General features: G+C 65.2%; 14 protein-coding genes. 4 read left to right on the top strand and 10 right to left on the bottom strand.

Going from position 1 to position 13,351, the window contains the following annotated elements; genetic code table 11:
* Window position 1: 1 nt before the first annotated feature.
* Window positions 2-1,300 (top strand): NAD(P)/FAD-dependent oxidoreductase, encoded by a 1,299-nt coding sequence (locus tag ACQY8M_RS13840; RefSeq protein WP_428672898.1) that lies wholly within the window; start codon window positions 2-4, stop codon window positions 1,298-1,300.
* Between the two features lie 176 nt (window positions 1,301-1,476).
* On the opposite strand, the gene ACQY8M_RS13835 is transcribed toward ACQY8M_RS13840, so the two are convergent.
* From ACQY8M_RS13835 to ACQY8M_RS13820, 4 genes are all read right to left on the bottom strand, one after another.
* Complete coding sequence (locus ACQY8M_RS13835) at window positions 1,477-3,045, bottom strand: ABC transporter substrate-binding protein (RefSeq protein ID WP_428672896.1); 1,569 nt, start codon at window positions 3,043-3,045, stop codon at window positions 1,477-1,479.
* A 55-nt stretch (window positions 3,046-3,100) separates the two neighbouring features.
* Window positions 3,101-4,666, bottom strand: a complete 1,566-nt coding sequence (locus ACQY8M_RS13830) for an ABC transporter substrate-binding protein (RefSeq protein ID WP_428672894.1) — start codon at window positions 4,664-4,666, stop codon at window positions 3,101-3,103.
* On the bottom strand, window positions 4,663-6,321 hold the full coding sequence (locus tag ACQY8M_RS13825; protein WP_428672892.1) for a GMC family oxidoreductase: 1,659 nt from the start codon (window positions 6,319-6,321) through the stop codon (window positions 4,663-4,665). The genes ACQY8M_RS13830 and ACQY8M_RS13825 overlap by 4 nt, the downstream gene beginning before the upstream one ends.
* Window positions 6,322-6,473: 152 nt before the next feature.
* Window positions 6,474-6,776, bottom strand: a complete 303-nt coding sequence (locus ACQY8M_RS13820) for a nucleotidyltransferase family protein (protein WP_428672890.1) — start codon at window positions 6,774-6,776, stop codon at window positions 6,474-6,476.
* Window positions 6,777-6,956: 180 nt separating this feature from the next.
* On the opposite strand from ACQY8M_RS13820, the gene ACQY8M_RS13815 reads away from it, so the two are divergent.
* The 3 genes from ACQY8M_RS13815 to ACQY8M_RS13805 all read left to right on the top strand — a co-directional run bounded on the left by ACQY8M_RS13815 (window position 6,957) and on the right by ACQY8M_RS13805 (window position 9,852).
* On the top strand, window positions 6,957-8,090 hold the full coding sequence (locus tag ACQY8M_RS13815) for a glycosyltransferase family 61 protein (protein ID WP_428672888.1): 1,134 nt from the start codon (window positions 6,957-6,959) through the stop codon (window positions 8,088-8,090).
* Between the two features lie 118 nt (window positions 8,091-8,208).
* Window positions 8,209-9,351: an amidohydrolase family protein gene (locus tag ACQY8M_RS13810; RefSeq protein ID WP_428672886.1), complete on the top strand. Its 1,143-nt coding sequence runs from the start codon at window positions 8,209-8,211 to the stop codon at window positions 9,349-9,351.
* A gap of 12 nt (window positions 9,352-9,363) precedes the next feature.
* A complete protein-coding gene (locus ACQY8M_RS13805; RefSeq protein WP_428672884.1) occupies window positions 9,364-9,852 on the top strand; it encodes a cupin domain-containing protein in 489 nt (162 codons plus the stop codon).
* On the opposite strand, the gene ACQY8M_RS13800 is transcribed toward ACQY8M_RS13805, so the two are convergent.
* From ACQY8M_RS13800 to ACQY8M_RS13775, 6 genes are all read right to left on the bottom strand, one after another.
* Complete coding sequence (locus ACQY8M_RS13800) at window positions 9,846-10,463, bottom strand: hypothetical protein (protein WP_428672882.1); 618 nt, start codon at window positions 10,461-10,463, stop codon at window positions 9,846-9,848. The two genes, ACQY8M_RS13805 and ACQY8M_RS13800, sit on opposite strands and share 7 nt — an antisense overlap.
* A 2-nt stretch (window positions 10,464-10,465) precedes the next feature.
* A complete protein-coding gene (locus ACQY8M_RS13795) occupies window positions 10,466-10,690 on the bottom strand; it encodes a type II toxin-antitoxin system HicA family toxin (RefSeq protein ID WP_428672880.1) in 225 nt (74 codons plus the stop codon).
* Window positions 10,691-10,697: 7 nt separating this feature from the next.
* The gene (locus ACQY8M_RS13790; protein WP_428672878.1) at window positions 10,698-10,931 is read right to left on the bottom strand and encodes a type II toxin-antitoxin system HicB family antitoxin; all 234 of its coding nucleotides are present in this window, start codon (window positions 10,929-10,931) and stop codon (window positions 10,698-10,700) included.
* A 37-nt stretch (window positions 10,932-10,968) separates the two neighbouring features.
* Window positions 10,969-11,208: an Lrp/AsnC family transcriptional regulator gene (locus tag ACQY8M_RS13785; RefSeq protein WP_428672876.1), complete on the bottom strand. Its 240-nt coding sequence runs from the start codon at window positions 11,206-11,208 to the stop codon at window positions 10,969-10,971.
* A 20-nt stretch (window positions 11,209-11,228) separates the two neighbouring features.
* On the bottom strand, window positions 11,229-12,797 hold the full coding sequence (locus tag ACQY8M_RS13780) for a DEAD/DEAH box helicase (RefSeq protein WP_428672874.1): 1,569 nt from the start codon (window positions 12,795-12,797) through the stop codon (window positions 11,229-11,231).
* Between the two features lie 171 nt (window positions 12,798-12,968).
* Window positions 12,969-13,271: a cupin domain-containing protein gene (locus ACQY8M_RS13775; protein WP_428672872.1), complete on the bottom strand. Its 303-nt coding sequence runs from the start codon at window positions 13,269-13,271 to the stop codon at window positions 12,969-12,971.
* Window positions 13,272-13,351 lie beyond the last annotated feature (80 nt).

Raw genomic sequence — 13,351 nt, 5'->3', positions numbered from 1 at the left:
CATGGCCGAGCCCTTCCCGCTTGAACCGTCGCTGTGGGCAGCGACCGCACCGGCAGCGGTGCCGACGCCGCCCCTGCGCGAGCCGGTCGCGGCCGACGTCTGCATCGTGGGCGCCGGCTATGCCGGCCTCTCGACGGCGCTCCACCTCGCCGAACGCGGCATCAAGGCCGTGGTGCTGGAGGCGAAGGAGCCGGGCTTCGGCGGCTCGGGCCGCAACGGCGGGCAGGTCATCCCCGGCCTGAAGTTCGATCCGGACGAGCTCGAAGCCATGTTCGGCAAGGAGCGCGGTCCACGGCTCGTCGACTTCGTCGGCCGCACCGCTGACGTCGTGTGGGAGCTGATCGACAAGCACGGGATGGACGTGCCCAACACGCGCAACGGCTGGATCCAGAGCGCCGTTTCGACTGCCGCGGTCGGGCCGATCGAATCGCGCGCGGCGCAATGGCAGAAGCGTGGCGCGCCGGTCCAGGTGCTCGACCGGATCGGGACCGCGCAGCATGTCGGCCACGGCCAGTATGTCGCTTCCTGGATCGATCGCCGTGGCGGCGTGGTGCAACCGCTGGCCTACGCGCGCGGTCTGGCCAAGGCCGCCCTCGCGGCGGGCGCGGCGGTCCATGGCAACACGCCTGCGACCGGCCTCGAGCGCGAGGGCGGCAAGTGGAGCGTGCGCACGTCGCAGGGCGCCACCGTGACGGCCGATCGCGTCGTCCTGGCAACCAACGGCTATACCGGCGATCTCTGGCCGCATCTGCGCCAGACCATCATCGCCGCCAACTCCTTCCAGGTCGCGACCAAGCCTCTCTCGGATAATGTCCGCAAATCGATCCTGCCGGGCGGACAGTCGACGTCCGATTCGCGCCGCATCGGGCTTTACTATCGGCTCGACCATACCGGCCGGTTCCTGCTGGGCGGCCGCGGCACGATGCGCGAGCCCAGGCAGGCGGAAGACTGGTCGCACATCGAGACGATGATGGAAAAGATGTTCCCGCAGCTGAAAGGCGCGGGCATCGATTTCCGCTGGGGCGGCCGCGTGGCGCTGACGCGCGATCACCTGCCCCATCTGCACGAGCCCGCGCCCGGCCTGCTGATCGACATCGGCTGCATGGGACGCGGCGTAGCGTTGCAATCTGCGCTGGGACGCGCGATTGCGGCCTATATCGCGTCGGGCGATCCGATGGCGTTACCGCTGCCGCCCGGCAAGGTGAGCCCGCTGCCATTCCACGGGCTGAACAAGCTCTACTTCCAGGCGTTCGTCACCTGGTACCGCTTCCTCGACCGGCGCGACGCCAGCGCCGCGTAGGCGCGGCGCATTCGCATGTGAGCCGTTTCCCGTCGTCCCGAGTCGGCACATTCACATGTGCCTTGAGCGAAGCAGAGCCGAGGACCTGCTCATCCCGGCAGAAGTTGCCTGAGGAGGTCCCTCCACTTCGCTTCGCTCCGGTCGGGACGACGAGGTTTGTACGCCGCCGCAGCTGGCTACTTCTTCTCGACGTTCCAGAAGATCGTGACCGGCGATTCGAGGTTGCCGCTGATGTTCTTGCGCACCGCCGCCGGCACCACCCACTGGCCGGCGAAGATGTGGGTCGGGCTTTCCGCGACGCGCAGCTGAATGGCCTCGACGATGGCCTTGCGCTTGGCGGTATCGGGCTCGTCGGCGAAGGCGGCGCGCATCTTCACCAGCTCCGGATCGGTCGGCCAGCCGAACCAGGCGTTCTCGCCTACCGCATTGATGTAGGTGTTCACCAGCGGGTCGACGATGTCGACCGAGGCCGACGAGGTCAGGAAGGCGTTCCAGCCGCCCTTGTCCGGCGGGTCCTTGCGCGAGCGCCGGGAAACCAGCGTCGACCAGTCCATCGACTGCATGTCGACCTTCATGCCGGCCCGCTCCATCAGCTGCTTTGCCACCGGCGCCAGGTTGGCGAGGATCTGCAGGTCGGAGGAGTGCATCAGCAGGACCGGCGTGCCGTCGTAGCCGCCTTCCTTCAGCAGCTCGCGCGCCTTGGCGAAGTTGCTCTCCAGCTTGTCCTCGAAGCCCCTGGTGCTGGCAAAGGGCGTGTCGCACATGAACATCGCCTTGCACACCTTGTAGTAGCGCTCGTCGCCGATCACGCCGTCGAGAAAGTCCTTCTGGTTGAAGGCGTAGAGCAGCGCCTGGCGCACCTTGGGATTGTCGAACGGCTTGAAGAGATGGTTGAAGCGGAAGATGTACTGATTGCCCCACTTGTTCAGGTTGACCAGCTTCACGCCCGGGTCGGCCTCCATCATCTTGAGCAGGTCGTGCTGCGGCGTCTCGATCATGTCGATCTCGCCCTTCATCAGGGCGCTCGTCGCGGTCTGCTGCTCGGGAATCGCGACCCATTCGACCCGGTCGAGCTTGGCGATCTTGCCGCCAGCCAGGCCCGAGGCCGGCTCCGGCCGCGGCTTGTACTTGGGATTCTTGACGTAGACCGTCTTGTCGCCGGGCTTCCATTCGTTCTTCACGAAGATGAACGGCCCGGAGCCGGTGTAGTCGTCGATCTGCTTGAACGGGTCGGTCTCGGCAACCTTCTTCGGCATGATGAAGGCAGCGCCCGAGGGCTGACCCAGCGCCGACAGCATGATGCCGGTCGGGGCCTTCAGCTGGATCTGGAAGGTCCTGGGGTCGACAGCCTTCACGTCGGCGACCTTCGTCCACAGCAGCTGGCCCATCGGCGTGCGCACCGCCCAGCGCTTGAGCGAGGGGACCACGTCCTCGGACGTGACCGGCGTTCCATCGTGGAACTCGAGCCCGTCGCGCAAGGTGAAGGTCCAGGTCAGCTTGTCGTCGGAGGTCGTCCACTTGTCGACCATCTGCGGCTTGACCTCGAGGTTGCCGTCCAGCGCGAACAACGTGTCGTAGATCATGTAGGCGTGGTTGCGCACGATGTACGCAGTGGTCCAGATCGGATCGAGGATCTTGAGATCCGAGTGATTGACGACCCGGAACGTCGTCTGTGCGCTTGCGGTTCCCGCGCTGGCAACCCCCAGCACGCACGCCACAAGCAATCCCAGCCTACCCTTGCCCATCCCTTGCCTCCCTGATGCTCCGCCTCTTTGACGGCGGATTGGGTGGCATCCTCCGCTATTTCTTCTCGATATTCCAGAACACCGGCACCGGCGACACGACGCTGCCGCTGATATTTTTCCGCACCGCCATGGCGTTGTTGTACTGGCCGAGGAAGGCGTGGGTCGGGTTCTCGGCGGCGCGGAGCTGGATCTTTTCCACGATCTCCTTGCGCTTGCCCTCGTCGGTCTCGTTGGTGAAGGCGTCGCGCAGCTTGGTGATCTCGGCATCGCACGGCCAGCCGAACCAGGCCTTGTCGCAGGTCGCGCCGATGAAGCTGTAGGTCAGGGGATCGAGCGCGTCGGCGCCGCTGGTCGAGGTGATCAGCAGGTTCCAGCCGCCCTGCGCCGGCGGCTCGCGCTTGGCGCGGCGGCTGACCAGCGTCTGCCAGTCCATCGACTGCATGTCGACCTTCATGCCGGCCTTTTCCATCAGCGACTTGGCAACCGGCGCCATGTTGGTCAGCACATAGAGGTCGGTCGAATGCATCAGCACGACCGGCGTGCCGTCATAGCCGCCCTCCTTCAGGAGGGCCTTGGCCTTGTCGAAGTCGCTCTCGTACTTGTCGGCGAATCCTGCGGTCGTCTCGTACGGCCCGCCGCACATGAACATCGCCTTGCAGACCTTGTAGTACTCGGGATCGCCGATCACCGCGTCGAGGAAGTCCTTCTGATTGAGCGCATAGAGCATCGCCTGCCGGACCTTCGGATTGTCGAACGGCTTGTGCAGCTGGTTGAAGCGGAAGATGTACTGGTTGCCCCACTTGTTGGTGGTGATCATCGAGATGTTCCGGTCCTTCTTGAGGATCGGATAGAGGTCGTGCTGCGGCGCCTCGATGATGTCGATCTCGCCCGCTGCCAGCGCATTCACTGCCGTCTGCTGGTCCGGCATGGCGATCCATTCGACCCGGTCGACCTTGGCCACCTTGCCGCCGGCAAGCCCGCCGGCCGGCTCGGCGCGCGGCTGGTACTTCGGGTTCTTGACGTAGACCGTCTTGTCACCCGGCTTCCACTCGTCGCGCTTGAAGATGAACGGGCCGGAGCCGACGAATTCCTTGATCTGCTCGCTGGCCGGCGTCTCGGCGACCCGCTTGGGCATGATGAAGGGATTTCCCGACGGCTTGGACAGCGCCTGCAGCACGATCCCGGTCGGCTCCTTCAGCACGAGCTGGAACGTCTTGGGATCGAGCGCCTTCAGATCGGCGACCTTGGTCCACAGGATCTGGCCCAGCGAATCGCGCACCGCCCAGCGCTTGAGCGAAGGGATCACGTCCTCGGCCGTGACCGGCTGCCCGTCATGGAACTCGAGCCCGTCGCGCAGGGTAAAGGTCCAGGTCAGCTTGTCGTCCGATACCGTCCAGCGATCGACCATCTGCGGCTTTATCTGCAGCTTGTCGTCGAGCGCGAACAGCGTGTCGTAGATCATGTAGCCGTGATTGCGGACGATGAAGGCCGTGGTCCAGATCGGATCGAGGATCTTGAGGTCCGAATGGGCCACCACGCGTAGCGTCGTCTGCGCCGCCGCCGGCACCGCCATCGACACCGCGATCGCCGCCAGGAGCATCCGTACCTTGCTGATCATCATGCCACTCTCCGACTGGACGTTACGCGCCTGGAATCCTCGATCATCATCTGAGCCGCCTTGTCGGCGATCATGATCGTCGGTGTATTGGTGTTGCCGGAGGTGATGCTCGGCATCACCGACGCGTCGACCACGCGCAAGCCCTCGAGTCCCATGACCCGCAACCGCTCGTCGACCACCGCCATCGGGTCGGACGGCAGGCCCATCTTCGCCGTGCCGATCGGGTGGAAGATCGTGGTGCCGATGTCGCCGGCCGCCTTGGCCAGCGAGGCATCGTCGTCGCCGACGGACGGGCCGGGCAGATATTCTTCTGGATGGTAGGGCTGCAGTGCCGGCTGCTTCATCAGCCGGCGGGTGACGCGGATCGCGTCGGCCGCCACGCGCCGGTCCTCCGGCGTCGACAGATAGTTGGGCGCGATCATCGGCTTGGCCGAGGGATCGGCCGAGCGCAGCCGGATCGTGCCGCGTGAGGTCGGGCGCAAATTGCAGGCGCTGACCGTGATGGCCGGGAAGCGATGCAGCGGCTCGCCGAACTTGTCGAGCGACAGCGGCTGGACGTGAAACTCGATATTGGCCCGTTCATGTTCAGACGACGACATGGTGAAGATCCCGAGCTGCGAGGGCGCCATGGTGAGCGGCCCCTTCTGCATCAAGGCATATTCCATGCCCATCAGCGCGCGCCGAACCAGCGAGTGGTAGGTGGTGTTGAGGGTCTTCACGCCCGAGACCTTGAAGATCGCGCGCTGCTGCAGGTGATCCTGCAGATTGCGCCCCACGCCTGGGGTGTCCTTCACCACGCCGATGCCGAGGTCGGCCAGCCAGTCGGCCGGGCCGATGCCCGAAAGCTGCAGGATCTGCGGCGAACCGACCGCGCCCGCCGACAGCACGATCTCGCCGCGCGCACGCGCTCCGACGAGCCGCCCGTCCTGCCGGAACTGCACGCCGACGGCGCGCCGGCCCTCGACCAGGACCTTCTCGACCAGCACGCCGGTTTCCAGACGCAGGTTCGGCCGGTTGAGCACCGGCTTCAGGAAAGCGCGCGCGGTGGACATGCGCAGCCCGCGCTTCTGGTTCACATGGAAATAGCCGACGCCGTTGTTGTCGCCAGTGTTGAAGTCCGCTGTCCGCGGAATGCCCATCTCGTTGGCCGCCGCAATCACCGCGTCGAGCACGTCCCAGCGCACCCTCGGCTGCTCGACCCGCCATTCCCCGCTGCCGCCGTGATGCTCGGTGTCGCCGAGGAAGTGGCCGTCGAGCCGCTTGAAGACCGGCAGCACGTCGTCCCAGCCCCAGCCGGTGAGGCCGAGCTGGCGCCAGTGGTCGTAGTCGGCCGACTGGCCGCGCATCGAGATCATGCCGTTGATGGCCGAGCAGCCGCCGATCACCTTGCCGCGCGGATAGTTGAGCGCCCGGCCGTTCAGCCCCGGCTCCTTCTCGGTCTGGAACATCCAGTCGGCGCGCGGATTGCCCATCGCGTACAGGTATCCGACGGGAATGTGGAACCAGATCCAGTTGTCGCGCCCGCCCGCCTCGAGCAATAGCACGCGCGTTTTCGGATCGGCAGACAGCCGGTTGGCCAGCACGCAGCCCGCCGAGCCCGCGCCCACGATGATGTAGTCGAACTCTCCTTCGAGCCGAGCGGTATTATCCGCAGACATGGCAACAGCTCTCCTCACACGACAGTCAGAGGTCGATTTTCTCCAGCTCTTCGATCAATCTCGGCAACTCGTGCTGGATCACGTGCCAATGCCGGGCGTAATCGCCTTGCACGGCATCGAGCATGTCATAGATCGATGCCTTGTTCCGATCCTCAGGCGGCATATAGAACCGACTTGTCCCGAAGGATTGACGCCCTTCGGTACGGGTTTCGGATTGCTTTCTCTTCAACCAGATCGACCGATTGTCCGAAAAAGCCAGCAAGCTCCGCTCGTAGTTCGACGATATCCAGTGCGTCCCACGGCGCATCGGGAGCAAACGTGACCAGCAGGTCCAGATCGCTGTCCTCACGGTTCGATCCACGCGCAACACAGCCAAAGACGGCAAGCTCCATGATTTGCCATCGCCGGCACAGATCAATCAGCGCTGGTTGCGCCAGTAGGTTGAGTTTGGCCATCCGTCAGTCCGAGAGAGCTTTTACGATAGCACGTGGCCTGGGGTAGGCCCAATCGCGCCAAGTCCCTGGATAGCCCGCCCCAGCCATGTCCACGCCCCCGACCGATGTCCCATAGGTGGCAGGCATCCGAAAACATCGCCATTGTGACATCGCATGCAGCATCGAGAGCCCCTGCCGCCCGTGGTGTCAGAGCCGAAGGGCGACACCTACGAGGAGTACGATGGCTACACACAGGTCCAGGCCCTGGGTGACGTCTTCGGCCCTGGTGACCGGATTTACCGGCGGCTGGGCACGTCCGTGCCGCGTCCGCCCCCGCCCACGGTGCTGGCCGGCAAGGCACGGCTGAAGGTCACGCCAAGAGTTGCCCCGCTGGAGCTGCGCCTGATCAAGATCGAGCGGGCGCTCGTCTATCCCCGTCAGTTGATCGTCAACCTGCGGACCGGCAAGCCGATCTTCGATTCCCTCCGCAAGCCTCCCCCGCTCGGCTCGCTGCGTGACGCGCCGGCGCCCATCGAGGTCGACCGGGAGCACAGGGTTCTTCGCGAACGGATTGATCGGCTGGTCAAGGCGCGGAAGCCCAAGCGCCTCGCGAATGCTTTCCATGCCGCGGGAAAGCACATGGGCTACGGCCACGTCCTGCTCGAATCCATGAGCCGCCTGTGGGGCTTCGAAGAGGTCTCGCCCTTCGTCGAATGCATCATCGCGCCGGAAACGACCACCGGCTTCGCGAGACCCCTGCTGGCGCCCTTTGGCGCCACGATCAGGAATACGGAGATCCTGGGCGACCAGCCCTTCCATTGCGACAACCTGATCGTTCCGTCCCAGGCGTTCCTGCTGAATACGACGATCGCCGCCGAAGTGTGGCCGATCTACGAAAGGATCAGAGGCTTCTACGCGCCGAACCCTCGAACAGGCCGGCGGCTCTATGTCTCCCGCCGATTTGCCGAACAACGCAGGATGCTCGGCGAAGACGAGATCGAGGCCGTCTTCTCGTCGCGCGGCTTCGAGGTCATCCATCCAGAAAGAATGACGGTCGAAGCCCAGGTCGCGCTCTTCGCTTCCGCCGAGTGGGTTGCCGGGCCCGTGGGGAGCGGTCTCTACAACGCCGTATTCTCCAACCCGGGCGTTCGCATGATCGTGCTCGGATCCGGGAACTTCCATTCCCGGATCGAGTCGCTGATCAGCCGGGGCGTGGCGGTCCACTACATATTCGGATCGCCCTCGACCCAGGATCGCCGCGAGGCGATGACGATGGACTGGCGCATGGATCCGCAAATCGTCCGGCGCGCGATCGCCAGCCTGGATTTCGGCTGAGCGTCCCACGGCAGAGCGCGCCATTCCCCCCTGCAGAACTCCTCTTGACAGTCGCAACCTGACGCTTGCCCGAACCGCCCGCAAGCGCGCACAATTCAGCAACCAAGGGAGCGACGCCATGAAATACAATCGCATTTCGGCTGATTGCCATCTCGACATGCCCTGGATGCCGCCCGACCTGTTCACGTCGATGGCGCCGCGCGACATGAAGGACCGCATGCCGTTCGTCATCGACACCGACGAAGGGCCGAAGTGGACCGCCAACAACGGCGCTTCGTTCGGCTTCAAGAATGGCGTCGGCCCGGCCGGCAGCAAGTATCAGAAAGGCAAGCACCATCGCGTCGACGTGATGGCCGAGACCGGCCTGTACGACGATGGTGCCAAGGACATCCGCCGCGTCTCCGATCCGCACCTGCGCATCAAGGATCTCGACCGCGACGGCGTCGACGCCGAAGTGATCTACGGCATCCTGGGCGCCTCGAGCCGGCTCAACGACAAGGAAGCGTCGAACGAGATGCTGCGCATCTACAACGACTGGCTGAAGGACTTCTGCAGCCACTATCCCGACCGGCACATCGGCCTTGCCTGCCTGCCCTACGGCGACATCGACGCCGCGGTGAAGGAGATCTATCGCGTCGCCAAGATGGGCATCCGCGGCCTCGAGCTCTCCTGCTCCTGGGACATGGAGCCGATGTGGCACCCGATGTGGGAGCCGCTGTGGAAGGCGGTCAACGACGTGCAGCTGCCGCTGCACTTCCACACCTTCCCGACCCTGCCGCCCAACACCATCGAGAAGCATGGTGGCCGGGTCGGCCGGTCGGTGTTCTTCACCGTCGTCTCCGGCTTCCAGATGAACCTGGTGAACATCCTCGCCGCCATCATCGCGGCCAACGTGCTCGAGCGCTATCCGCACGTCCGCATCGCCTTCGGCGAATCGGGCTGCGGCTGGATCCCGTATGCGCTCGACCGCATGGACTTCGAATGGGAAGACCGCTTCACCGACCTCGGCCTCAAGATGAAGCCGTCGGACTACTGGCGCCGCCAGTGCAAGGCGACCTTCCAGTACGACCGCATCGGCGCCAAGCTGATCGACGACATGGGCGCGGAGAGCCTGATGTGGGGCTCCGACTACCCGCACGGCGACGGCGTGTGGCCGAACTCCGACAAGTACATCAAGGAGCAGTTCGCCGAGGTCTCGCCCGAGGTGACACGCATGATCACCTGCACCAACGCCGGCAAGTTCTACGGCCTGATCAACTGATCGCCGGCTGACGTGACCGACCGCGGCGACCCTGTCCCGCCGCTGGCCCTTGACGCGACATCGGTCGCGCCGAGGGCACGGTCCTCGGGCTATCCCGAACCCTTCTTCTCGCGCATGAGCAGGCGCGAGAAACGCTCACTGGGCGACGCCTTCGGGCTGAGGAATTTCGGCGTCAATCTCACGCGGCTGGCTCCCGGGGGCGAGTCCTCGCTGCTCCACCGCCACAGCAGGCAGGACGAGTTCATCTACATCGTGCAGGGCGAGCCGACGCTGGTGACCGACGCCGGCGAAGTCGCGCTCGCGCCCGGCATGTGTGCCGGTTTCCCGGCCGGCCAACGCGCGCACCAGCTCGTCAACCGCACCGACCGCGACGTTCTCTATCTGGAAGTCGGCGACCGCACGCCGGGCGACGAGGGCTTCTACCCCGCCGACGACATCAAGGCGTCGCAGGCACCCGATGGCAAATGGGTCTACACGCGCAAGGACGGTACGCCCTACTGAGCGTGCTCGAGATCGGCCTTCGACACCGTGTGGCGAAGCGCGAAAACCTCGCCCTCGGGGGCGTGACGATCGCGCGCCGCGATTGCGGCCGGCACCGACCAAAAGAACGCCACCAAGGCGCGCTCGATCTGACGATCGGTGTTGGCCCGCAAGTCCTTCTCCGTGGTGTGCGCCTGGCCGATGCCCGACTGGCCGGCGAGCAGGTCGACCCGCGCGGTTTCTGGCGCAGCGAGCTTGTCGAAGGGTGCCGTGTTGGCCGCCGCCATGCGCAAGGTCAGCGCGGCGGCGCCGATGCCGTCGCCCCAGCGCTGCTCGACGTTGCAGACCGTGCGCCAGGTGTCGCGGAACTTCGGGAAGATCGCGCGGCTCATCGGCGTCGGGCTGCGCAGCCGCGTGTAGTAGATGTCGCTCTCGAAAGTAGCCGCCGTCTCGGCGTCATAGAGCAGGAGGTAGCGGCCCGGCGTCTCGATTCCCTTGAAGCGGCTGCCACGCAGCCAGCCGGGGCATCCCACGCGTTCCTGCATATGCTCGCGGCTGTGCCAGTACTCGAACAGCGCATCGTCGGACGGATCGATGTCGACCCAGATGGCGAGTACCGCCTGGCTTTTCACGGTCAAAGCTCGAGAAACCGTTCCGGATCAACGCCGGCTTGGCGCAGGATGGCCCGCAGGGTTCCCTCCGGCATGTCGCCGGGATGATTGGGGATTGTGGTGAATTTGCCGGTCAGAGGATTGCCCCAGATTTCATGGCTTCCAGCAGCCTGCTGCCTGAATTCGAAGCCCAGTCGGCGAAGGCGGGCAACGATCTCGCGATAGCGGAATCCGGAGAGCCTGCCCACCGCCGCTCTACTCGGCGGCGACAACCAGGGGGTAGTCCAGCGTGTCGCCCGCTTCCGGGAGCGCCACAGCGTCCGGGTCGTCGCCTTGCGCCTCGATCAGCTTGCGCGCGATGTCACGGGCGATCTCGAGCGTTTCCGTGATCGTGCGGCCCTGGGCAACCAACCCTGGTACGTCGTCGCTAGTGCCGAGATAGACTCCCTCGGGCAGCTTCTCGATATGTAGGCGGACAATACGTTCCATTGGGAGATTATCGTCCTGCAGCCGGCCCGACTCAACGTCAGGAGAACGCCTTGAAGGTGATGATGGTGAAGGTGTCCTTCACGTCGGGCAGTGTCTGGATCTGGCTGGTGACGAAGTGGCCGATATCGATCTTCTCGTCGAGATAGCACTTCATCAGAAGGTCGTATTGGCCGGAGGTCGAGTAGACCTCCGACACGTGCTCGACCGACAGGGCCTCCTCGGCGACGTCGTAGGCCTTGCCGAGCTCGCACTTCACCATGACGAAGATGGTCTGCACGGTCAGCTCGAACGATCGGCCTAGCGGAACGACCGGGCGAGGAAGGCCGGGACGTGATCGCCAAGCCCCATCGGTGCGGCGCCGTCGTCGCGATCGCGGCGGCGGTCATGGGGTCGTTCCTGCTGACGCGGCGGACGCTCGGCCCGCTGTTCGGACCGGGGCTCGCGGCGCGGTTCCCGCGGTTCGCGATGCTGCGGCTCGCGGGGCGGGGCGGCTTCGCGAACACGCTCGCGCTCGGGGCGGCGCTCGCGGTGCGCCCGCTCGGGACGAGGTTCGCGCACGACAGGGGCTGCCTCGGCTTGCTGCTCGACCGGCTTCTCGGCGTGCGGGGCACGCTCGGCCTTGGGTTCGCGCTGCTCGCGGCGCGGACCGCGCGAACGCTCCGGCGCGCCGGCGCTGCGGCCACCGCTGCGTCCGCCACGGCCACGGCCGCGGCGGCGTCCGTCGGACGGCTCGAAGGCGATTGTCTCCATGCCGGGTACCACGATGCGCGGGATCTCCGTGCCGATCAGCTTCTCGATCGCCTCGACCAGGCTGCCTTCGTCGGGCGACGCCAGAGTGAAGGAATGACCGGTCTTGCCGGCGCGGCCGGTGCGGCCGATGCGATGGACGTAATCCTCGGGCGAGAACGGTACGTCGAAGTTGAAGACGTGGCTCATGTCGACGATGTCGAGGCCGCGGGCGGCAACGTCGGACGCGACGAGGATCTGTATCTCGCCCGCCTTGAACTTCTCGAGCGTCTCCATGCGGGCCGGCTGGCTCATGTCGCCGTGCAGGGCGCCGGCATTGAAGCCGTGCTTCTTGAGCGAGGTCTGAAGGATCGCCACGTCGCGCTTGCGATTGCAGAACACGATGGCGTTCTTGATGTCCTGCTCCTTGATCAGCCGGCGCAGCGCCTCGCGCTTCTCCTCCTCCGGCACGACCACGATGCCCTGCACGATGTTGGTGCCGGCCGAGGCCGGCGGCGACACCGTGACTTCCTTGGGGTTCTGCAGGAAGCGGTCGGCCAGCCGCTTGATCTCGGGCGGCATGGTGGCGGAGAAGAACAGCGTCTGGCGCAGCTTCGGCAGGTAGCCGACGATCCGCTCGACGTCCGGGATGAAGCCCATGTCGAGCATGCGGTCGGCTTCGTCGATCACCAGCACCTTGACGTCGTTCAGCAGCACCTTGCCGCGCTCGAAGTGGTCGAGCAGGCGGCCGGGCGTGGCGATCAGAACGTCGACGCCCTTCTCGAGCGCGCGCTCCTGGTCGTCGAAGCTCACGCCGCCGATCAGCAGCGCCATGCTGAGCTTGTTGTACTTGCCGTAGATGTCGAAGTTCTCGGCCACCTGGGCGGCCAGTTCACGCGTCGGCTCCAGGATGAGCGAGCGCGGCATGCGCATCTTGCCCCGACCTTCGGCCAGGATGTCGATCATCGGGAGGACGAACGAGGCGGTCTTGCCGGTGCCCGTCTGGGCGCATCCGAGGACGTCTCTGCCCATCAGGACGATCGGGATGGCTTTTTCCTGGATGGGGGTGGGCGTCGTGTAGCCCTTCTCGCTAACCGCCTGCAGTACGGGGGCACTCAGCCCCAAACTCTCAAAATCCATTTAAGGTCCGTTACTTAGCCCACATCCGATGGGCTCCCGGGGGCGGTCCCAAAGTCCCGTAAAGGAGGGGGCTCGAGCCTGAGCCGGACCGCTGACGAAGCGTCATATGAGCCTTGGGACCCGTCAAGTCAATGCAGGCCGCCTGCGCAGCAGGGTCGCGCCCAACCAGGATCAACTCTGCGCCTTGATCTCGATCTCGACGAATACGAATTCAAACGAATTGGGGTTGATCACATCGTGCTCGACGCCCGTCTGCCGGGCGTAGGAGACGCCGGCACGCAAGGGCGCCGGCACCGTCGCCTTGCCGTCATAGATCTGCAATTCGCCGGTCGTAATCGGTACCACGACGTAGTCGTGGTTGTGCCTGTGCCAGCCAGTGTGGCCGCCCGGCGGGAAGCGCCATTCGGTGACGATGACGCGTTCATTTTCCACCTGGACAGTGGGTTTTGCGAGAGGGCGGTCTTTGTCGGTCATGGCGGGAAGCTAATGCGACGCGCCGGTTTTGTCAGGTGACAGGTGGGCGCGCCCTGATATGACTGTGCATATGCACGCAA

The organism is Reyranella sp. (assembly GCF_965279465.1).
Taxonomy (GTDB): domain Bacteria; phylum Pseudomonadota; class Alphaproteobacteria; order Reyranellales; family Reyranellaceae; genus Reyranella.
The sequence above is the reverse complement of the archived record's forward strand: the minus strand, read 5'-3'. Positions and strand labels throughout refer to the sequence as shown.